This is a genomic window from Micromonospora sp. CA-249363 (assembly GCF_050950185.1).
GTDB lineage: Bacteria > Actinomycetota > Actinomycetes > Mycobacteriales > Micromonosporaceae > Micromonospora.
This window is the reverse complement of sequence record NZ_CP192020.1, coordinates 3126811-3145969: the sequence shown is the minus strand read 5'-3', so window position 1 is coordinate 3145969 and position 19159 is coordinate 3126811. Positions and strand designations below refer to the sequence as shown.

The window sequence follows — 19159 nt, the reverse complement described above, 5'->3', positions numbered from 1 at the left end:
GAAGGTCCGGCGGCTCACGGCCGTGCCGCCGATCCGGCGCGGCTCTCCGTCGAGGCCAGGATCTCGGCGAGGTGCACGGTACGCACCCCGGTGCGCAGCCGCGACAGTCCACCGCCGATGTGCATGAGACAGGACACGTCACCGGCGGCGCACACGTCGGCGCCGGTGTCCAGCACGTGCCGCATCTTGTCCGCCAGCATCGCCGTGGACGTCTCCGGGTTCTTCACGGCGAACGTGCCGCCGAAGCCGCAGCACTGCTCCGCCGCCGGCAACTCGACCAGGTCGAGGCCGCGCACCTCGCGCAGCAACTGTCGCGGCCGATCGCCGACCCGCAGCATCCGTAGCGAGTGGCAGGTCGGATGGTAGGTGACCCGGTGCGGGTAGTACGCGCCCACGTCGGTCACCCCGAGCACGTCGACGAGCAGCTCCGACAACTCGTACGTCCGCTCGGCCACCGACTCGGCCCGGCCGGCCAGGCGCTCGTCGCCCGCGTGCCGGGCCACCATCGCGTGCTGGTGCCGGACCGACCCGACGCAGGAGCCCGACGGCGCGACGATCACGTCGTACGGGTCGAAGGTCCGCACGTGGCGGCGTACCAGCGGCACGGCCTCGCGCCGATAGCCGGTGTTGACGTGCATCTGCCCGCAGCAGGTCTGCTCGGTCGGGAAGACGACCTCGTGGCCGAGCCGTTCCAGCAGCCGTACGGTCGCCGTGGCCGCCTGGGGAAACATGGTGTCGGCCAGGCAGGTCACGAAGAGCGCGATCCGCACGGCACACCTCCGCCCGACGTCACGGCCGGACCCGCAGGTGGGTGACCCCACCGTCGACGTCCAACACCGTACCCGTGGTCGACGCCGAACGGGGTGACGCGAGGTAGAGGATCGCGTTGGCGACCTCCTCCGGGGTGACCAGTCGTCCGATGGGTTGGCGGGCCCGCAGCGCCGCGCGCTCGGCCGCCGGGTCGTCCGCCTGCGCGAGCAGCCGCCCGACCCACGGGGTGTCCGCGGTTCCGGGGCAGACGCAGTTGAACCGGATGCCCTCGCGGACGTGGTCGGTGGCCATGGCGAGGGTCAGCGACAGCACGGCGCCCTTGCTGGCCGAGTAGAGCGCCCGGCCCGGCAGGCCGTTGAGCGCCGCGATGGACGAGAGGTTGACGACCGAGGCGTGCTCGGAACGGCGCAGCCAGGGCAGGGCGGCGGTGACGACCCGCGCCATGCCGACCACGTTGACGTCGAGCACGCGGTGCCACTCGTCGTCGTCCTGGTCGGCGACTGTTCCGGTCGCGCCGATGCCGGCGTTGTTGACCACTACGTCCAGGCCGCCGAGCACGCTGGCCGCCTCGGCGACCGCCGCCTCCACCGACGGCCGACTCGACACGTCGGCGGTGATGCCGGCGATGCCGTCTTCGAGCCCGCTCGGGTCGAGGTCGAGGACGGCCACCCGGCCGCCTCGGGCGCTCAGTTCCACGGCGGTGGCGCGGCCGATGCCGGACGAGCCGCCCGTGACGATCGCGGCGAGCCCGGCGAACTCCCCGTTCATGCCGCGGCCAGCGTCTGGCGTGCCCGGCCCAGGCCGGCGACCTCCAGCTCCACGACGTCACCGGCGCGCAGGTAGGGGTGATCCGGAAGACCCAGCGCCACCCCGGCCGGCGTTCCCGTGTTGATGACGTCGCCCGGGTACAGGACCATGAACTGGCTGAGGTACCAGAGCACGTGCGCCACCGGGAAGATCATGTTGGCGGTGGACCCGTCCTGACGGAGCACACCGTTGACCCACAGGCGCAACGCGAGCGACTGCGGGTCGGCGACCTCGTCGGCCGGCACGAGACTCGGCCCCAACGGGTTGAACGTCTCGCAGCTCTTGCCCTTGTCCCACTGGCCGCCGCGCTCCAACTGGAAGGCGCGCTCGGAGACGTCGTGCGACACCGCGTACCCGGCGACGCAACGCAGGGCCTGCTCCGGGGAGTCGGCGTACCGGATGGTCTGCCCCACGACGACCGCGAGCTCGACCTCCCAGTCGGTCTTGGTGGAGCCACGCGGGACGAGCACGTCGTCGTACGGCCCGACGATCGTCATCGGGTCCTTCATGAAGACCACCGGCTCGGCGGGCAGCGCCGCGCCGGTCTCCTGGGCGTGGTCGCGGTAGTTGAGGCCGATGCAGACGATCTTGGCCGGACGCGCCACCGGGGCGCCCACCCGGAGCGACGCGGCCCCGGGCAGCTCGGTCAGCTCGCCCCGGTCGAGGGCGCTGCGCGTCCGCGCGATCCCGTCCGACGCCCAGAACGCCCCGTCCAGGTCGGCGGTGAGCGGCCGCAGGTCGTAGGTCGTACCGTCGTGCTGGACGACCGGGATCTCCTGGCCACTCGGGCCGAGGCGCTGGAAGTTCATCTCACCCTCCTCTGTGTCCGGGCTGGCTCGCGGGGGTGGCGGACACCCCCGCATTCAACACCGACACGCCCCGCGGCCGGCACGGCGGGATCACCTCGGTCAGCGGGATGAGACACCGTCGTCGCCCAGTACGCCGATGCGCCGCATCGCCGGCCTCCGGCGGGGCGGACTGTACGGGTGCCGGGGCGGGTCGTCACCGTCAGCGACGTGCGGGTCGAGATAATCGATAGTCAGAAAATTCCGGCATCACGGCAACGTCAGCCGGGGTCAAAGCGTAAGTAGTGGCCGTGAGATTAAAGCCGAGGGTGCGGGTGGCCGATGCACGATCGCGAGGATGAGGAGGTGACAGCCTTCGTACGGGCGCGTTACGGGTCGCTCCTCCGGACCGCCTTCCTGCTGTGCGGAGACCGAGGCAAGGCCGAGGATCTCGTCCAGACAACGTTGGCCAAGACGGTCGTGGCATGGCCTCGACTGCAGCACTCAGAGGGCATCGACCACTACGTTCGGCGCATTCTGGTGAACACCTTCGTCAGCTGGAGGCGGCGTAGATCCTGGTGGGAACAGCCGCTGGGCCGACTGGTCGAGAGTCAGGCACGCGACGAGTACGTGGGGGTGGAGCAGCGGGACCTGCTCCGCCGTGCGTTGCAGGGGCTGCCAGCACGACAGCGTGCCGCCATCGTGCTGCGCTTCTACGAGGACCTGTCCGAGCAGGACACGGCGCACGTGCTGGGGTGTTCGGTCGGCACGGTCAAGAGTCTTTCGTCACGTGGTCTGCAAACTCTGCGCAAGCAATGGGTCGAGAACGATGCTCTTGCTGATCAAGAGGTGCGGTATGCATAACACGACCGAGTTGCGTGACAGCCTGGCAGATCTGGCTGAGTCGGTGGTACCGACCGAGGGCTATGAAGCCAGGATCTTGCAGCGGGCCGGCCGGCGTCGCGGACGGCGGCGTGTCGCCGCCGGAGCCGCAGCGGCCGTATGCGTGGCGGTACTGCTCACGATGTTTCGGGCCGTCGGACTCGGGCCCACGCCGCAACTCGCCGCCCCGCCGCCGGATGGCCCATTCCTGGGCTGGTCCGCAGTGGGAAACGTGGACGCTGACCTGGTACGTGAGGCCACCAGTGTCTGGGGCCGCACCAACTCGGCAGGCCCACACACCGATGTTCGGGCCCTCGTCGCGACGCGCCATCCACGCCTGCGCTCGACGGTGGTCGTCCTGCAGGGATACGACAAGCAGGGCGACGCGCGGTTGGCGTTCTTCACCGGTGACGCCGGTGCGGCGGACGCCTTACGGCTGCGCGTTGATCGGCCAGCGCCCGACCCCGTCAGCACTCGGGTGCTGAGTCTGGTCAGTCCACGGTTGTCCGGGGCCAGCGGCGAGGTCGGTGATGACTCTGCGGGCACCTATGCCATCGCCCTGGCCATGCCGGGCGTGACAGCAGTACGGGTGTCCAGCACGGCGGTCGATGACGAGATGACACAAGATCCGGACGGACCCACCGGTCGCCTGGTGGTGAAACGATTCCCGATCGCCGCGACAGCGCAGACGACGACGATCGCAGGGTTCATCAAACAGAAGCGGCCGTTCGCCAGTATGACGAAGGTGTTCGAGGTCCCTGGTGAGGGTGGTGTGGACGGCGACGCACGGGCCGTACCTGCGGAGGTCGTCGGCAGGAACGGCCAACAGATGATCGTGGCGTTTGCGAAAGATCAGGGGGTTCGCCGAGGGCAACTAGCCGTTGTCGCCGCCGGTTTGGTCGGACGCGTAACGGCTGTCGACCCCGTCCGCGGCGAAGCCACTGTTGAGCTCGTTACCAGTACCGGATTCGCTGGCCCGGCGTACACGGCTATCAGTAACGTTGCCGGTTCCGTACGCGGAACCGGCGGGAAGCTTGTCATGGAGGGAGTTGCCGCGGATGGCGAGGTCTACCAGACCAACCGTGTCCTGATGCCCGACCCGTCCCAGCAGGATGATCAGGTTGGCGCCGTCACGATCGGTCGAGCGTCTGCGGACAAGGCGGAGGGTGCCACCACGGTGGAGCTGACACCAACGGCCGACCTTACCAACCTGACCAGCTTGTCTATCATGACGCCACCGACGGCTGTCAGCGTCGGGTGACGTGAGAATGCGGGGAGGCCAGCTGGCCTCCCCGCATTCTCACCGGGCCCGGAGGCTCAGTAGTGGACCGAGCCGCTTCCGGAGGCCTTTGCGATGTCACCGCCGGAGTTGTTCGTGGAATAGTAGTCGAAGTAGATCGTCGTGTTCGTCGGAACGTTCGACCAGCACCAGGTACGCCTGGAGCACCCGGCACCGCCCGTCGCCGTCAGCGCGGCGGATTGTCCCGGCGGGAGGGGAACGGGGTGCCGGGCTGCCCGAGGGTGGAGCGGGCGCGCAGCCCGACCGGGTCCGGGGCGGGCGTCGGCGCGGCCGGGGCGGGCGTCGGGGTCCGCCGCGCGTCCAGGTACGCGGCGGCGGCCAGGTCGTCGTCGGTGGGGGCGGCGAGCAGGGCGTAGAGCAGCCCGACCACGCCGAAGATCACCGCCACGACGATCGGCACCAGCAGGGCGCTCACCCCCGCACCGGTCACTCCGCCGGAGCGCTCGTGCAGGTGCACCGAGAGGGCGCTCATGCCGGTGAAGTGCATGCCGTTCACGGCGACGCCCATGACCAGCGCGGAGGCGAAGATCGCCAGGCCGCGCCGGACGGTCATCGCGAGCCACAGGGCCACGGTCGCGGCGACGACCGCGATGACCACCGAGAGGACGACCCGGAGGGCGTCGTAGTTGAGGCTGCCGTTGAGGCGCATCGCCGCCATGCCGGTGTAGTGCATGGCGGCGACCCCGGCGCCGGTGAACACGCCGCCGGCGATGAGGCGTACCGGGTTCAGCCGGCCGGTGCCGACGATGGCCAGGCCGATGCCGACCGCGACCACCGCGATGGCGGTACTGGCGACGGTGAGCGGCACGTCGTACCGGATGCGGGTGCCGTTGACGGCGAAGCCGAGCATGGCCATGAAGTGCATCGCCCAGATGGCGGTGCCGCCGAGAGCCCAGGCGGCCAGGAGGCCCCACCAGGCGCGCTGGCGGGCGGTACGGGCCGTGCGGATACGACCGGCGCAGACGAGGCCGAGCACCGAGCCGAGCACCGACAGCGCGTAGCTCAGCGCGGGCGTGATCCACCCGTACTCAAAGTGATTGATGTCCGCCACGGCAAAGTTTCTCCCCACTCGTTACCGGCGCGTACGCACAGCGCCGGGGCAATGATCAGGGGTGCTCCGAGCAGGCGCAATAGCCCCCTCGGGCTATTCGCGGGGTGCCGTCACGGTGACCGTGCGATGCGTCGATTCACCGGCGCGTCTGACCGATACTGATCATCAGGCGGAGGTGTGGTACGCCAGCACTCCCCGGTTGATGGCCGCTATCGCCTGCCGGGCCGTGGAACGCAGCTCCGGCGACGCGCCGCCGGAGTCGGAAAGTTGACCAAGAAGGTCGACCACCTGCCGCGCCCACCGGACGAAGTCGCCGGCCGGCATCTCGCCGTCGATCTCGTGCCCGCTGCCGAGCACCTTCGCCAGGGCCTCGCCCCGCGCCCACCGGTAGACCGGCCAGGCGAAGCCCAGATCCGGCTCGCGGGTCGCGGCCAGGCCGCGGGCGGCCTCGTCGGCCTCGATCTCGCCCCACAGCTTCAGCGTCTCGTCCACGGCGTCGGAGACCGGGCCGCGCGGCAGGGACGCCCGCTCGTCGACGTCGCGGCGCGCCTCGAAGACCACCACGGACACCGCGGCGGCCAGCTCGGCCGGGGAGAGCCCGTCCCACACCCGTCGACGCAGGCACTCGGCGACCAGCAGATCCGCCTCGGTCCAGATCCGGCCCAGCATCCGGCCGGCGTCGGTGACCGCGCCGTCGCGGGCCAGGTAACCACGGTCGGTCAGCAGCGCGACGATCCGGTCGAACGTCCGGGCGAGGGACCCGGTACGCCCCGACACCCGCTCGCGCAGCTCCGTGGTGTCCCGCTCGAGACGACGGCGGCGCTCCGCCCAGCGGGCGTGCTCCTCCCGCTCCGGGCAGGCGTGGCAGGGGTGGTTACGCAGCTCGGTGCGGAGCTGGCTGAGCCGGTGGTCCTCGCCGGGCGTCTGCCGCGAGCGGCCCCCTCGGCGGCCACCGTGCCGGTCCAGGCCGGTGCCGCTGACCTCGGCGGCGAGGTCCCGCCGGGCCGCCGGCGAGCGGTGGTTGAAGTGCTTGGGCACCCGGATGCGGGCCAGCACCTCGGCCGGCGTGGTGAAGTCGCCCGGGCTGACCCGTCCCGCCCAACGGTCCTGGGTGAGCACCAGCGGACGGGGTTCGCCGAACCCGCCGGTCGCCGGGTCCAGCACGACCGCCAGACCGGCCCGCCGGCCCGACGGCACGCGGATCACGTCGCCGATGCGCAGCCGCTCCAGCGACGCCACGGCCGCGGCCTTGCGCTGGGTCTGCCCCTGCCGGGCGATGGCCTTCTCCCGGTCGGCGATCGCCACCCGCAGCGCGAAGTACTCGTCGAAGTCGCCGTGGTGGCAGGCGGCCTCCGCGCCGTACGCCTCGATGGTTTCGGTGTTGCGCTGCACCTGCCGCGCCAGGCCGACCACCGACCGGTCGGCCTGGAACTGGGCGAACGAGGACTCCAGCAGGGCCCGGGCGGGCTCCGCGCCGACCGAGCCGACGAGGTTGACCGCCATGTTGTACGACGGCCGGAAGCTGGACCGCAGCGGGTAGGTGCGGGTGGAGGCGAGCCCGGCCACGTGGCGCGGGTCGGTCTCCGGGGACCACACCACCACGGCGTGCCCCTCGACGTCGATGCCCCGCCGGCCGGCGCGGCCGGTGAGCTGGGTGTACTCCCCCGGGGTCAGGTCGACGTGCGCCTCGCCGTTGTACTTGACGAGCCGTTCCAGCACCACGCAGCGCGCCGGCATGTTGATGCCCAGCGCGAGGGTCTCGGTGGCGAAGACCGCCTTGACCAGGCCCCGGACGAACAGCTCCTCGACGACCTCCTTGAACACCGGCAGCATGCCGGCGTGGTGCGCGGCGAGGCCGCGCTCGAGGCCGTCCAGCCACTCCCAGTAGCCCAGCACCGTCAGGTCCTCGCCGGGGATGGCGGTGACCCGGGACTCGACCACCCGGCGGATCTCGGCGCGCTCCTCGGGGGAGGTGAGCCGCAGCCCGGCGGCCAGGCACTGCTGCACGGCGGCGGCGCAGCCCGCGCGGCTGAAGATGAACAGGATGGCCGGCAGCAGGCCCTCCCGGTCCAGCCGGTCCACGATGTCCGGGCGGATCGGGCCACGCCAGCGGGGACCACGGCGACCGGAGCCCGGCCCGGCGCTGCGCCCCTCCCCCAGCTCCAGCCGGCGCATCGTGTCGCGGGTGTAGCGCAGCAGCTCCGGGTGCACGTCGTGCTTGCGGGCCGCGTCGGCGTCGTGGAACAGGTCGAACATCCGCTTGCCGACCAGCATGTGCTGCCACAGCGGCACCGGCCGGTGCTCGCTGACCACCACGGCGGTCTCGCCGCGCACGGTGACCAGCCAGTCGGCGAACTCCTCGGCGTTCGACACGGTCGCCGACAACGAGACCAGGGTGACCGACTCCGGCAGGTGGATGATCACTTCTTCCCACACGCCGCCGCGGAACCGGTCGGCGAGGTAGTGCACCTCGTCCATCACCACGTAGGCGAGCCCCTGCAACGTGCTGGAACCCGCGTAGAGCATGTTGCGCAGCACCTCGGTGGTCATCACCACCACGGGCGCGTCGCCGTTGATCGCGTTGTCACCGGTCAGCAGGCCGACCTGCTCGGCGCCGTACCGGTCGACGAGGTCGTGGTACTTCTGGTTGGACAGCGCCTTGATCGGCGTCGTGTAGAAGCACTTGCGCCGGGTCGCCGGCGGCCCCGCACCGTCGGCCGCCGCCGGGTCGTCCGGCCGCCCCCGCAGAGCCAGGTGTACGGCGAACTCGCCGACCACGGTCTTGCCGGCGCCGGTCGGAGCGCACACCAGCACACCGCTGCCCCGCTCCAACGACTGACACGCCTCGCGCTGGAAGTCGTCGAGGTCGAACCCCAGATCAAGGGCGAACTCGTCCAGCGCCGGAAACTCGGAGGCCTGCGCGGCCCGGCGGCGCGCCGCGGCGTACCGCTCGGCGGGGCTCGACATGGCACCAAGATTAGTGCGTGCCGGCACGGTGCACCCCACAAGGCCGTCCGGCGGGGCTGTCGGCGAGGGTCGGTAGGGTGCACGGCGTGCCGGACCATGCCGAACCGCCCCAGACCAGTCCGCCGGGCAGCGCCACGGAAGCCGCCGCACCCCGGGCGTCCCGACGGCCCGTCAAGGCGGTGCTCTTCGACTTCCACGGCACCCTCGCCCAGGTGGAGGAGCCTCGGCAGTGGGTCCTCGAGGCCGCGGCGGCGTGCGGGGTCACCCTGGACCGGGTCCGGGCCACCTCACTGGCCGACCGCCTGCTGACCGCCGGCCGCGCGGGCGGCCCGCTACCGGCCCGGGTGCCGCCCCGGCTGGCCGAGCTCTGGGCCGACCGGGACCTCTACCCGCACGCCCACCGGGGCGCGTACACCGGACTGGCCGAGACCGTGGACGCCGGCATCGAGGGCTTCGCCGACGCGCTCTACGAGCGGCTGCTCGTCGCCCAGGGCTGGGTGCCCTACCCGGACACCGCCCCGACGCTGGCCGCGCTGCGCGACGCCGGGGTACGGATCGCGGTGGTCAGCAACATCGGTTTCGACCTGCGCCCGCACTTCGACGCCTGGGGGCTGACCGACCTCGTCGACGCGTTCGTGCTGTCGTACGAGGTGGGGCGCTGCAAGCCCGACCCGGCGATCTTCTGGCGCGCCTGCGCGATGCTGGGCGTCGACCCCGAGCAGACGCTGATGGTCGGCGACACCCCGGCCGACGCGGGCGCGGTGGCCGCCGGCTGCGCGGTGCTGGTGCTGCCGGCCGCCGACCCCGGCCGGGAGAACGGGCTGGGCGCGGTCCTGGACCTGGCCCTGCCGTCCTGACCCCACCTGGAGGCCGCCCGCGAGTCCGGGGAGCCGACCACCTAGCGTCAGGGGCGTGACGGACACCCTCCTGCCTGCGTCGACATCGACCGACGCGCCCCCGCGGCACCGCGGTGGCGTCCTCGCCGTGGGGCTGGTGCTCGGCGGGGCGCTGTCGGTGCAGTTCGGGTCCGCCGTCGCCGCGCTGCTCTTCCCGCGTACCGGGGTGGCCGGGGCGGTCACCCTGCGGCTGACGATCTCGGCGGTGCTGCTGCTCGTCGTGTGCCGGCCCCGGCTACGCGGGCACGACCGCTCGGCCTGGCTCGCCGTCGGCGCGTTCGGGCTGGCCCTGGCCGGCATGAACTCGCTGTTCTACCAGGCCATCGAACGCATCCCGCTCGGCCCGACGGTGACGCTGGAGGTCCTCGGCCCCCTCGCGCTGTCGGTGTTCACCGCCCGCCGGCTGGCGAGCTGGTGCTGGGCCGGGCTCGCGCTGGCCGGGGTGGCGCTGCTCGGGCAGGGCGGCTTCGACCGCCTCAACCCGGCCGGGGTCGCGTTCGCGTTCGGCGCGGGCACGATGTGGGCCGCGTACATCGTGCTCAGCGCCCGGGTCGGCGGCCGGTTCCCCGGCGCGGACGGGCTCGCCCTCGCGCTCACCCTCGCCGCGCTGGTCACCCTGCCGCTGGGCATCGCCGACGGCGGCGCCGTCCTGCTCGAACCGGAGGTGCTGGCGTTCGGCGCGGTCCTCGCGGTGCTCGCCTCCGGCCTGCCGTACACCCTGGAACTGCTGGCGCTGCGGCGGATGCCCACGTCCACCTTCGCGGTGCTGATGAGCCTCGGCCCGGCCGTCGCCACCCTCGCCGGCTGGCTGGTGCTGCGCCAGGCGCTGACCGCGACCGAATGCGTCGCCATCGTGCTGGTCATCGCCGCCAGCATCGGCGCCGTACGGGTCAGCGCAGCAGTCGCAGGGCCCCCGGCACCGCGGTGATCGTCACCGGCAGTCCGAGCGAGCGTTCCCCGTCGGCGTACGTGACGATCCCGTCGGCGGCCAACTCCACCGTACGGGCCCGGTAGCTGCTCACGATGGGGTGCTCGATGTGGGTGCCCTGGTAGATGTGCGGCTTGACCCGGATCATGGTGCGCCGGTCCGCCCGGCCGGCCACCACCACGTCCAGCAGCCCGTCGGTCGGGTCGGCGTCCGGGCAGATCCGCATCCCACCGCCGTACGACGGGCAGTTGCCCACCGCCACCAGCACCGAGTCCATCTCGTGGAGCACCCCGTCGAGGCGCATCGTGTAGCGCCGGGGCCGCAGGCGGGCCATCTCGACGAGGATCGCCAGGTCGTACCGGCGGGGACCGCGCGGCCACCGCATCCGGTTGGCCCGCTCGTTGACGATCGCGTCGAAGCCCGCCGCGAGGACGGCCCCGTACCAGCGCTCCGCGCCGTCGACGCCCGTCATCCGGGCCAGGTCGACCTCGCGGCTCCGGCCGGCGCGCAGCGCCTCGGCGATCACCTCCACGGCGGCGACGGGATCGGCCGGGAAGCCGGTGTCGATCGCGAAGTCGTTGCCGGTGCCGGCGGGCACCGGTCCGAACGGGATGTCGGTGCCGGCCACGGCCTGCAACGCCCGGTGCACCGTGCCGTCACCACCGATCGCGACCAGCGCGCCCGCGCCCTCGGCGACCGCCATCCGACAGGCCGCCTCCGCCTCGCCCGGAGTGGTCGCCGACAGCACCGTCACCGGGCGGCCGCCGGCGGACAGCCCGTCCAGCAGCCGGGGCAGCAGTGCCCGACGCCGTCCCCGGCCGGCCGTCGGATTGGCGAGCACCGCCACCGGGCCGGCGGCCGACGCGGCGTCCTCCGCCGGTCCGGGCCGAAAATCTTTCACGGTCACGGCCAGCACCGTACTCGTCGTACATCTGATGTTCATCGGGCGGAGGTAGCGCTCCCAGCCCACCGGGCGGCTCGATTCGGTCGACGCCGGACACAACGACGCCGTCCCCGCTCAGCGGGGACGGCGTCGGCGAACTCCGGCGGCGCGGGGCCGTCAGGTCATGTCGTCGTAGCGGCGTTCGATGGGCGCCGGCTTCGCGATCGGCTCCGGAGCGCCGATCGGCGCGGTCGCGTCGACCCGCTGCCCGGCGACGACCGGGTCCGTGTCGAACTCCAACGGCGAGACCTCGTCGTCGTCGAGACCGGCGTAGACCTCCTTGCCGCGACCCCGCCGCCTGTCGTTGATGAACGCGATGCCCACCGCGCCGAAGTAGAGCGCGGAGAGGCAGATCGCCAGGGCGGTCATCCCGAACGGGTCGGGGGTGGGGGTGACCACGGCGGAGAAGGCGAAGAACACGAAGATCGCCACCCGCCACCAGCTCAGCAGCCGCTTGGCGCTGGCCAGGCCGACGAAGTTGAGCATCAGCACGATCAGCGGGAACTCGAACGCCACCCCGAACAGCAGGATCAGGTTGGTGACGAACGAGATGTACCGGGTGACCTCGAGGTTGGTCGCGATGTCGTCGCCCGACACGTTGAGCAGGAACTCGAGGCCCTTCGTGGTGACGAAGAAGGCCAGCACCGCGCCCGCCGCGAACAGCGGCGCGGCGAGGGCCGTGAAGATGTACGCGTACCGCCGCTCGTGCCGGTGCAGGCCCGGCGCGATGAACGCCCAGAGCTGGTAGAGCCAGACGGGGGCCGCGATGATCAGGCCCACCCACAGGCCGATCTTGAGGTTGAGCAGGAACACGTCGGCCACGCCGAGCTGGACGAACTTGCACTTGTCGGTCAGCGGGTCGATCGACTGCGGCAGGTCGCAGTACGGCTTGGACAGCAGCACGCGCACGGGCGTCGCCAGCCAGATGCCGAGACCGAAGCCGATGAGGATCGCCAGCGAGGCGCGGAAGAGACGGTTGCGCAGCTCACGGACGTGCTCGATGAGCGTCATCGAGCCGTCGGAGGCCCGCTCGAACGTGCTCGGGCCGCGCTTACGCAGGGCGAAGGCCACGGTGCGAAGGCCCTTCGGTCAGTTGTCGCGGACGCGGTGCACCGGGTCGACGACCGGCTGCTGCGCCGGCGCCTGCTGGTACGGCGCCTGCTGCGGCTGCCCGGTGTACGGCGCCTGCTGCCCGGCGTGCGGCGGCAGGGGCTGGTAGCCGGCCTGCGCGTCGGCCTTCTCGGCCAGGTCGCGGTCGTCGTCCTGCAGGCTCTTGGTCTCGGCCTTGATGATCCGCAGCGAGCGACCCAGCGAGCGGGCCGCGTCGGGGAGCCGCTTCGCACCGAAGAGCAGGATCAGCACAACCACGAGAACGGCGATGTGCCACGGCTTGAGGGCACCCATGAGAAGCTCCAGTCGCTCTGTGTCCGGGGGTGGTACGCAGCCCATCGTACGTGCGGATCGGTCGGATGCCACCCGCCGGGTGGTGGTGGTCCGGCCCGGCCGGTGAAGTCTTGACCAACGCGCGATGATCCGTCAACCACGCGGGCCGACAGGGCGGTCAGCCGCGCTTGGCCTTGATCAGCTCGATGCGCTGCTGGGCGGTGTCGAGCTGGCGTTGGACGCCCTCGGCGCGCTGCTGCAACGCCTCCGCGGTCTCCCGCAGCGCCTCCGCCTCACCGGCCTGGCGCTGGAGCGCCTCGGCGGCGCGGCGCAGCTTGGGCAGCCGGGCCAGCACCGGCCGTACGGCCAGCGCGAGCGCCACGAGCGGGAGCAGCACCAGCGCGAGCACGATCCAGATCAGCACGCGGGCCAGCCTACTGGGTGCGGCCGGCCACCGCCGGATCGCCCGACGGCGCGCTGGGAGCCGCGGCTCCCCGATCGTCCTCGGGCAACCGCGTCACAGGCGCGGGCACCGCGTACGCGTCCAGCGCGGCGGACGCGGTCGCCCGGACCTGCTCGGCCAGCTCGACCGGGGCGACGACGGTGACGTCCGGCCCGAGGCCGAGCACGAACCGTCGCGCCCACCCCAGGTCGGTCACGCGCAGCGAGACGAGCCACTGGTCCCCGTCGCCGGCCTCGACCCGCTCGCACGGGTAGTACTCGGTGATCCACCGCTCGCCGCGTCCGATCCGCAGGGTGATCAGCGGCAGGTCGGGCGACGGCCGGAAGACCCCCTCGGTGAGGTCGTGCGGGACGGCCTGCGGTGGAGCGGCGGCCGGCTCGTCCAGCTCGGTGATCGCGTCGATCCGGTCGGCGCGGAACAGCCGCACCGCCTCCGCGCGCCGGCACCACGCCTCCACGTACGCCCGGCCGCCGACCATCAGCATGCGAAGCGGGTCGACCACCCGCTCGGTGGTCTCGTCCCGGGCCGCCGTGTAGTAGGTGATCCGCAGCGCCCAGCCGCCCTCCACGGCGGCGCGCAACGCCTCGACCCGCCGGGTGTCCCCGGGTAGCCGGACCGCGACCGGCGCGCCCACCAGGTCACCGGCGGCGTCCTCGATCTTGGCGAGGGCCCGTTCGATGGCGTCCCGGTTGGCGACGCCGGGGGTCTCGGCGAGCATCCGCAGGGCCACCACGAGCGCGAGCGCCTCGTCGGGGGTGAGCCGCAGCGGCCGGTCGATGCCGGCGTCGTAGGTGATCGTCACCCGGTCGCCGTCGAACGCCATGTCGATCAGGTCACCGGGGCCGTACCCGGGCAGCCCGCACACCCACAGCAGCTCCAGGTCCTCCCGGAGCTGCCGCTCGGTGACGCCCAGGTCACCGGCCGCCTCCGCGACCTCGATGCCGGGTCGGGCCAGCAGGTAGGGCACCAGGTTGAGCAGCCGCGCCAACCGGTCGGCCGAGGCCCGGGAACCGCCACGGGCGGCCGGGCGGGTCACCGGGCACCCCCGGAGACCGCCAGCTCGTCGTGGCGGACCGCGATCTCCTTCAGCCGCTGGATGACCGCCTCGCGGACCTCCGGCGGGTCGAGCACGCGGACGTCCGGCCCGTACCCGACGAGGTGACCGGCCAGACCGTCCGGGTCGGCGTACGGCAGGACCAGGCGGTCCCCGTCCGGCCCGGCGGTCACCTCGACCGCCCAGCGGCGCAGGCCGGCGGCCCGGCCGGGCGCGGCCAGCACGGTCGCGCGGCCGGTGCGCTCCACCGGCCCGGACCAGCGGGCCACGTGACTGATCAGGTCTTCTCCGGCCGGCGGCTGGTAGGCGCCGGGCGCACCGGTCACCCGGACGGCGCCGACCACCCGGGAGAGGCGGAAGCAGCGGGTGGCGTCCCGGTCCAGGTCGTGGCCGACCACGTACCACCGGCCCCGCCAGCAGACCACGCCCCACGGTTGCAGCCGGCGACGGCTGGGCGCGTCCCGGTCGGGTACCCGGTAGTCGAACCCCACCTCCCGGCGGTCCCGGGCGGCGGCGGTCAGCGGCGCGAACGCCGGGTCGACGGTGACCATCGGCTCCAGGCCCAGGGTGGCCTGCGGGTCGACGTCCACCCCGGCGGCGCGCAGCTTGGCCAGCCCGGAGGACGCGGCGGCGGCCAGCCCGGCGTGCTGCCACAGGCGGGCGGCGATGCCGACGGCGGCCGCCTCGTCCGGTTCGAGAGGGATGTCGGGCAGCGCGTACTCGCGGTGGGCGATGCGGTAGCCGGGCTCGGCGTCGAAGACGCTGGCCGTGCCGGTCTCCAGCGGTACGCCCAACTCGCGCAGCTCGGCCTTGTCCCGTTCGAACTTGCGTTGGAACGCCTCGTGGTCGCGCGCGTCGTCCGGATCGTGCTCGTAGCCGGGCACGGTCGCGGCGATCTGCGCGGCGGTCAGGAACCGTCGCGTGGACAGCAGGCAGATCACCAGGTTGACCAGGCGTTCGGTGCGGGTCCGCGACACGCGGTAGACGCTAGCAGCCGACACGCCTGCATCGTGCATCCACGCGGGCGTGCCGCACACTTGTTCGGATCGGGTGCTCCCCCGGCGCGCCGCCGCCCGCGGCCATAGGGTTGCCCTCATGTCGCAAGCCGGGATGAAGACCGAGAGCGAGAGCGTCGGCACCGTGGTCGTCGCGGGCGTCGCCAACCTCGCCATCGCGATCGCCAAGCTGATCGCCGGCCTGATCTCCGGCTCGGCCGCGATGCTGTCCGAGGCGGCGCACTCGGTCGCCGACACCACCACCGAGGTGCTGCTGTTCCAGGCGCTGCGCCGCGGGGCCCGGCCGGCCGACAAACGGCACCCCTTCGGGTACGGCAAGGAGAGCTACGTCTGGGCGTTCTTCGCCGCGATGTTCACCTTCGTGGCCGGCGCGGGTTTCGCCGTCACCCACGGCGTCACCACGATCCTCGTGCACGAGCACAGCGGCGACTACCTGGTCTCGTACATCGTGCTGGCGGTGTCGTTCGTCATCGAGTCGATCTCGCTGGCGCGGGCCGTCCGGCAGGTCCGTCGCGAGTCCGAGCGCTGGCAGACCACGCCGCGACGGTTCCTGCGGCTCACCGCCGACACCACCGTCAAGGCCGTCTTCCTGGAGGACAGCGCGGCACTGATCGGCCTGGTGCTCGCGGGGCTCGGCGTCGGCCTGTCGCACGCCACCGGCGACGAGGTGTGGGACGGCGTCGCGTCGATCCTGATCGGCCTCCTGCTGCTGACCGTCGCCGGCATCCTCGCCGGCAACAACCTGTCGCTGCTGGTCGGCCGGGCCGTTCCGGAGCGGCTGCGGCGTGAGATCGAGCAGGAGTTGGCCGGCCTGCCCGAGGTGGAGCGCATCGACACCCTGCTGACCATGCAGCTCGGCCCGGACGACATCCTCGTCGCCGCCAAGGTCGACTTCCGCGACGAGGCCACCGGCGCGCAGATCGAGGCCACCGCCGACGAGGCCGAGCGGCGGCTCACCGAGCGCTACCCGGAGATCCGGTTCGTCTTCCTCGACCCGACCCGCTCGCAGCCCGGCGCCACGGGAGACGCCCGCCACACCCAGGCCGCGCCGCCCGGCGACGAACCCACCTGATCGCGGCGGCGTCGCACCCGGTCGCGGTCCGCCGCGCCCGCGCGGCTAGCGTGCCCGTCATGGTGCGATGGCGTACGGGGACGGTGGCGGCGCTGCGGCGGCAGTGGACCGGGGCGGTCGAGCTCGACGTCGACCTGCCCGACGGCACGCGCATGCGGGCGCTGGCCTATCCGCAGCTGGTCGGCACGCCCGAGCCCGGCGACCGGGTGCTGCTCAACGCCGGCGCGCTGCTGATGGGCCTGGGCACCGGCGGGTACGCCCTCGTGGTGGCCGTGCCGGACCGGCTGCCGCCGGACCCGCCGGAGGCCGTGGACACCCGCGACGCCGGGCACCTCGTCAAGGCCCGCTACACGCCGTTGCAGCCGATCCTGCTCGGCGTCGACGAGGAGGCGTCCCCGCACCGCGCCGTGCTGGCCGACGCCGACGACCTGGGCGGCCTGCCGGTGGTCACCGCCGACCTGCACTCGGCGCTGCCGGCGATCCTGGCCGGCATCCGGGCCGACGCCCCGCAGGCGCGGGTCGCGTACCTGCTCACCGACGGCGGAGCCCTGCCGGCCTGGTTCTCCCGCACCCTGGCCGGGCTGCGCGACGAGCTGGCCGGGACGATCAGCGTCGGGCAGGCGTTCGGCGGCGACCTGGAGGCCACCACCCTGCACGGTGGTCTGCTCGCCGCCCGCCATGTGCTGCACGCCGACGTGGCCATCGTGGCGCAGGGCCCCGGCAACCTGGGCACCGGCACCCGGTGGGGATTCTCCGGCGTCGCCGTCGGCGAGGCGGTCAACGCGATCGCCACGCTCGGCGGGCGGCCGGTCGGCTCGCTGCGCATCTCCGACGCCGACTCCCGCTCCCGGCACAACGGCGTGTCGCACCACAGCCTCACCGCGTACGGGAGGGTGGCGCTCGCCCCGGCGGAGCTGGTGGTGCCCGAAGGCCTGGACCCGGAGCTGGCGGCCGAGGTCGACGCGGCCCTGGCCCCGCTGGCGGCCCGCCACCGGATCGTGCGGGTGCCCACCGCCGGCCTGGACGCCGCGCTGCGGGCCAGCCCGGTGCCCCTGTCCACCATGGGCCGCCCCCTGGACGCCGACCACGCCTACTTCCTGGCCGCAGCAGCAGCCGGCCGCCAAGCAACAACCCACCTCCCCTAACCCACCCCGCCCCTCCCCCCGCCCCCGGCCTCCCGGCCCCGGACCCGCCGTCCGCGTTGATCATGAAGTTGTTGCGCGCCGTCTCGGCGTGTCGCGGCAATAACTTCATGATCAGCGCGCGGAAGCAGACGGTGGGACGGGTCAGCGGATCACTGGGCGTTGGTCTCGGGGTAGGGCTTCGATGAGCTCTCTCGGCAGGTTGAGGGTGTCGGCGCTGACTTCGGGCGGGGTGTTCGCCATCCACTGGGTCAGCGACACGGACTCGAACCGGGGCTTGCGGAACATCTCCAGGAACACCAGCGGCTCGGTGCCGAGGTTCTCGATGTAGTGGCCGTACGCGAACGGCACGTACCCGACGTCGCCGGAGCGCATGTCGAAGGTGCCGGCGACTCCCTGGCTGGCGAACACGCCCATCCGACCGTGGCCGGACAGGTAGTACTGCCACTCGTCGTCGGTGGGGTGCCAGTGCAGCTCCCGCATCCCGCCCGGATCCACCTCGACCAGCGCGGCGCAGATCGTGGTGGCCGCGGCGAACTGGGTGACGTCGGCGATGCGGACCTGCCCGCCCGGGAACCGCTGCGGCTTCTGCGCGAGCAGCCGGTGACTGAGGCTGCGGGGCACGTCCCCGGTCGGACTGACGACCCGGTCCGCCTCCAGCGGCGGCGGCACCTGCCCGGCGAAGATGTACTTCTCCCGCTCGGGGATCGAGTCGAGCTGATCGAGCCGCCAGCCGAAGTTCTTGGCCAGCACCTCCTTCGGGGTGTGCGCGAAGAAGTCGCTGATCAGGAACGTGCCGTTCTCGGTGAACGCGCCGTCGTCGAAGACCAGCAGGAACTCCACACCCTCGTCGAGCGCCTGGATGTGGTGCGGCACCCCCTGCGGAAAGAACCACAGGTCACCGGCGCGGACGTCGTCGAGGAAGTTGCGGCCCTCCTGGTCGACGGCGCTGATCCGGGCGCTGCCCTTCGACACGTACGCCCACTCAGACTGCTTGTGCCAGTGCATCTCCCGGTACCCGCCCGGTTCCAGCGCCATGTCCACGCCGCTGAGTTCGGTGGCGATGGGCAGCTCCCGTACGGTCACCTCGCGGGTCCATCCGCCGCGCTGCACCCGGGTGTGCGCGTCCGAGAAGGAGAACCGCAGGTTGGGCAGCGTGCCCGCGTCCGTGCTCGGTGGGGTCAACAGATCGGGGTTCTGCCGGTCGCGGACCACGTCGCGTGGCCCGGGGTCCACCCAGCCACCACCGCCGCGTTCGGGCTGGGACACCGTCGGGTCGTTCATGATCGCCTCCCGCGTCGTCGCGTCCTCGTGCCGCCGCCGAGGCAGACGGACCTGCCGGCGACGGCCGGTGGATACCCGGGGCGGCGACCCGGCCGGGCCAACCGCTGGCCCCGACGGGACAGCGAGGGACACCGCGCGCGACGGCGCGGGGCGGGATCAGGAGAGGAAGATCAGGGCGAGCCAGCCGCCCACGATGAGCGCCAGCGCCACGGCCAGCACCCAGGTCGGCACGGTGTACTCACCGCGCCGGTTGCGCTCGATCTCGGAGCGGATCTTCTCCCGCCGGCGCTCGACCCAGTTCTGCCGCGCGGCACCGCGCTCGGACGGGTCGGATGATCCAGAAGTCGTCATGGCGCGCTCAGCCTACCGGTTGCGCCGGCCCCGGCGGCGTACACCACCGTCGGGGCCGGCGGAC

At 72.7% G+C, this 19159-nt stretch carries 19 protein-coding genes; 6 read left to right on the top strand and 13 right to left on the bottom strand.

Features of this window, described 5'->3' with window-relative positions:
* Nucleotides 1-14: 14 nt before the first annotated feature.
* From ACQPZK_RS14485 to ACQPZK_RS14475, 3 genes are read right to left on the bottom strand one after another with little or no spacing between them, the layout of a single operon-like run.
* On the bottom strand, nucleotides 15-770 hold the full coding sequence (locus ACQPZK_RS14485) for a (Fe-S)-binding protein (protein WP_433538791.1): 756 nt from the start codon (nucleotides 768-770) through the stop codon (nucleotides 15-17).
* 19 nt (nucleotides 771-789) lie between these two features.
* On the bottom strand, nucleotides 790-1539 hold the full coding sequence (locus ACQPZK_RS14480) for an SDR family NAD(P)-dependent oxidoreductase (protein WP_433538790.1): 750 nt from the start codon (nucleotides 1537-1539) through the stop codon (nucleotides 790-792).
* Nucleotides 1536-2387 (bottom strand): fumarylacetoacetate hydrolase family protein, encoded by an 852-nt coding sequence (locus ACQPZK_RS14475; RefSeq protein WP_433538789.1) that lies wholly within the window; start codon nucleotides 2385-2387, stop codon nucleotides 1536-1538. Before ACQPZK_RS14475 ends, ACQPZK_RS14480 begins: the two co-directional genes overlap by 4 nt.
* Before the next feature lie 318 nt (nucleotides 2388-2705).
* Here ACQPZK_RS14475 and ACQPZK_RS14470 point away from each other — a divergent pair, with 318 nt between their 5' ends.
* A complete protein-coding gene (locus tag ACQPZK_RS14470) occupies nucleotides 2706-3227 on the top strand; it encodes a SigE family RNA polymerase sigma factor (protein ID WP_433538788.1) in 522 nt (173 codons plus the stop codon).
* Nucleotides 3193-4506, top strand: coding sequence for a rod shape-determining protein MreC (locus tag ACQPZK_RS14465; protein WP_433538787.1), 1314 nt, complete (start codon nucleotides 3193-3195; stop codon nucleotides 4504-4506). The genes ACQPZK_RS14470 and ACQPZK_RS14465 overlap by 35 nt, the downstream gene beginning before the upstream one ends.
* 205 nt (nucleotides 4507-4711) lie before the next feature.
* Here the strand turns inward: ACQPZK_RS14465 and ACQPZK_RS14460 are convergent, their stop codons facing one another.
* Both ACQPZK_RS14460 and ACQPZK_RS14455 read right to left on the bottom strand, forming a co-directional pair.
* Nucleotides 4712-5596 (bottom strand): MHYT domain-containing protein, encoded by an 885-nt coding sequence (locus ACQPZK_RS14460; RefSeq protein WP_433538786.1) that lies wholly within the window; start codon nucleotides 5594-5596, stop codon nucleotides 4712-4714.
* A gap of 165 nt (nucleotides 5597-5761) precedes the next feature.
* The gene (locus ACQPZK_RS14455; protein WP_433538785.1) at nucleotides 5762-8563 is read right to left on the bottom strand and encodes a DEAD/DEAH box helicase; all 2802 of its coding nucleotides are present in this window, start codon (nucleotides 8561-8563) and stop codon (nucleotides 5762-5764) included.
* Between the two features lie 86 nt (nucleotides 8564-8649).
* Between ACQPZK_RS14455 and ACQPZK_RS14450 the strand changes: the two genes are divergently transcribed.
* Complete coding sequence (locus tag ACQPZK_RS14450; protein ID WP_433538784.1) at nucleotides 8650-9420, top strand: HAD family hydrolase; 771 nt, start codon at nucleotides 8650-8652, stop codon at nucleotides 9418-9420.
* Nucleotides 9421-9475: 55 nt separating this feature from the next.
* On the top strand, nucleotides 9476-10387 hold the full coding sequence (locus ACQPZK_RS14445; protein ID WP_433538783.1) for an EamA family transporter: 912 nt from the start codon (nucleotides 9476-9478) through the stop codon (nucleotides 10385-10387).
* On the opposite strand, the gene ACQPZK_RS14440 is transcribed toward ACQPZK_RS14445, so the two are convergent.
* The 6 genes from ACQPZK_RS14440 to ACQPZK_RS14415 all read right to left on the bottom strand — a co-directional run bounded on the left by ACQPZK_RS14440 (nucleotide 10350) and on the right by ACQPZK_RS14415 (nucleotide 15207).
* Nucleotides 10350-11303, bottom strand: coding sequence for a diacylglycerol kinase (locus ACQPZK_RS14440; protein WP_433539210.1), 954 nt, complete (start codon nucleotides 11301-11303; stop codon nucleotides 10350-10352). The genes ACQPZK_RS14445 and ACQPZK_RS14440 overlap by 38 nt on opposite strands.
* 144 nt (nucleotides 11304-11447) lie before the next feature.
* Nucleotides 11448-12401, bottom strand: a complete 954-nt coding sequence (tatC, locus tag ACQPZK_RS14435) for a twin-arginine translocase subunit TatC (protein WP_433538782.1) — start codon at nucleotides 12399-12401, stop codon at nucleotides 11448-11450.
* Between the two features lie 18 nt (nucleotides 12402-12419).
* The gene (gene tatA, locus ACQPZK_RS14430) at nucleotides 12420-12734 is read right to left on the bottom strand and encodes a Sec-independent protein translocase subunit TatA (RefSeq protein ID WP_433538781.1); all 315 of its coding nucleotides are present in this window, start codon (nucleotides 12732-12734) and stop codon (nucleotides 12420-12422) included.
* A gap of 157 nt (nucleotides 12735-12891) precedes the next feature.
* Nucleotides 12892-13137: a hypothetical protein gene (locus ACQPZK_RS14425; protein ID WP_433538780.1), complete on the bottom strand. Its 246-nt coding sequence runs from the start codon at nucleotides 13135-13137 to the stop codon at nucleotides 12892-12894.
* Nucleotides 13138-13147: 10 nt separating this feature from the next.
* Nucleotides 13148-14212 carry a helix-turn-helix transcriptional regulator gene (locus ACQPZK_RS14420; protein WP_433538779.1) on the bottom strand — a complete coding sequence of 355 codons (1065 nt, stop codon included), beginning with the start codon at nucleotides 14210-14212 and terminating at the stop codon, nucleotides 13148-13150.
* Nucleotides 14209-15207, bottom strand: coding sequence for a helix-turn-helix transcriptional regulator (locus ACQPZK_RS14415; RefSeq protein ID WP_433538778.1), 999 nt, complete (start codon nucleotides 15205-15207; stop codon nucleotides 14209-14211). The genes ACQPZK_RS14420 and ACQPZK_RS14415 overlap by 4 nt, the downstream gene beginning before the upstream one ends.
* A gap of 118 nt (nucleotides 15208-15325) precedes the next feature.
* On the opposite strand from ACQPZK_RS14415, the gene ACQPZK_RS14410 reads away from it, so the two are divergent.
* Together ACQPZK_RS14410 and ACQPZK_RS14405 are read left to right on the top strand one after the other, a co-directional pair.
* Nucleotides 15326-16318, top strand: a complete 993-nt coding sequence (locus ACQPZK_RS14410; RefSeq protein WP_433538777.1) for a cation diffusion facilitator family transporter — start codon at nucleotides 15326-15328, stop codon at nucleotides 16316-16318.
* A 59-nt stretch (nucleotides 16319-16377) separates the two neighbouring features.
* Complete coding sequence (locus tag ACQPZK_RS14405; protein ID WP_433538776.1) at nucleotides 16378-17463, top strand: DUF3866 family protein; 1086 nt, start codon at nucleotides 16378-16380, stop codon at nucleotides 17461-17463.
* Nucleotides 17464-17604: 141 nt separating this feature from the next.
* On the opposite strand, the gene ACQPZK_RS14400 is transcribed toward ACQPZK_RS14405, so the two are convergent.
* Together ACQPZK_RS14400 and ACQPZK_RS14395 are read right to left on the bottom strand one after the other, a co-directional pair.
* A complete protein-coding gene (locus ACQPZK_RS14400; RefSeq protein ID WP_433538775.1) occupies nucleotides 17605-18744 on the bottom strand; it encodes an oxalate decarboxylase family bicupin in 1140 nt (379 codons plus the stop codon).
* A gap of 156 nt (nucleotides 18745-18900) precedes the next feature.
* Nucleotides 18901-19095 (bottom strand): hypothetical protein, encoded by a 195-nt coding sequence (locus ACQPZK_RS14395; protein WP_433538774.1) that lies wholly within the window; start codon nucleotides 19093-19095, stop codon nucleotides 18901-18903.
* Nucleotides 19096-19159: the final 64 nt, after the last annotated feature.

Bases quoted from the DNA above. Each gene is read 5' to 3' on its own strand.
- tatA (WP_433538781.1), bottom strand. From the start codon at position 12,734: ATGGGTGCCCTCAAGCCGTGGCACATCGCCGTTCTCGTGGTTGTGCTG.
- ACQPZK_RS14475 (WP_433538789.1), bottom strand. From the start codon at position 2,387: ATGAACTTCCAGCGCCTCGGCCCGAGTGGCCAGGAGATCCCGGTCGTC.
- ACQPZK_RS14410 (WP_433538777.1), top strand. From the start codon at position 15,326: ATGTCGCAAGCCGGGATGAAGACCGAGAGCGAGAGCGTCGGCACCGTG.
- ACQPZK_RS14395 (WP_433538774.1), bottom strand. From the start codon at position 19,095: ATGACGACTTCTGGATCATCCGACCCGTCCGAGCGCGGTGCCGCGCGG.
- ACQPZK_RS14480 (WP_433538790.1), bottom strand. From the start codon at position 1,539: ATGAACGGGGAGTTCGCCGGGCTCGCCGCGATCGTCACGGGCGGCTCG.
- ACQPZK_RS14470 (WP_433538788.1), top strand. From the start codon at position 2,706: ATGCACGATCGCGAGGATGAGGAGGTGACAGCCTTCGTACGGGCGCGT.
- ACQPZK_RS14405 (WP_433538776.1), top strand. From the start codon at position 16,378: ATGGTGCGATGGCGTACGGGGACGGTGGCGGCGCTGCGGCGGCAGTGG.
- ACQPZK_RS14400 (WP_433538775.1), bottom strand. From the start codon at position 18,744: ATGAACGACCCGACGGTGTCCCAGCCCGAACGCGGCGGTGGTGGCTGG.
- ACQPZK_RS14465 (WP_433538787.1), top strand. From the start codon at position 3,193: ATGCTCTTGCTGATCAAGAGGTGCGGTATGCATAACACGACCGAGTTG.
- ACQPZK_RS14455 (WP_433538785.1), bottom strand. From the start codon at position 8,563: ATGTCGAGCCCCGCCGAGCGGTACGCCGCGGCGCGCCGCCGGGCCGCG.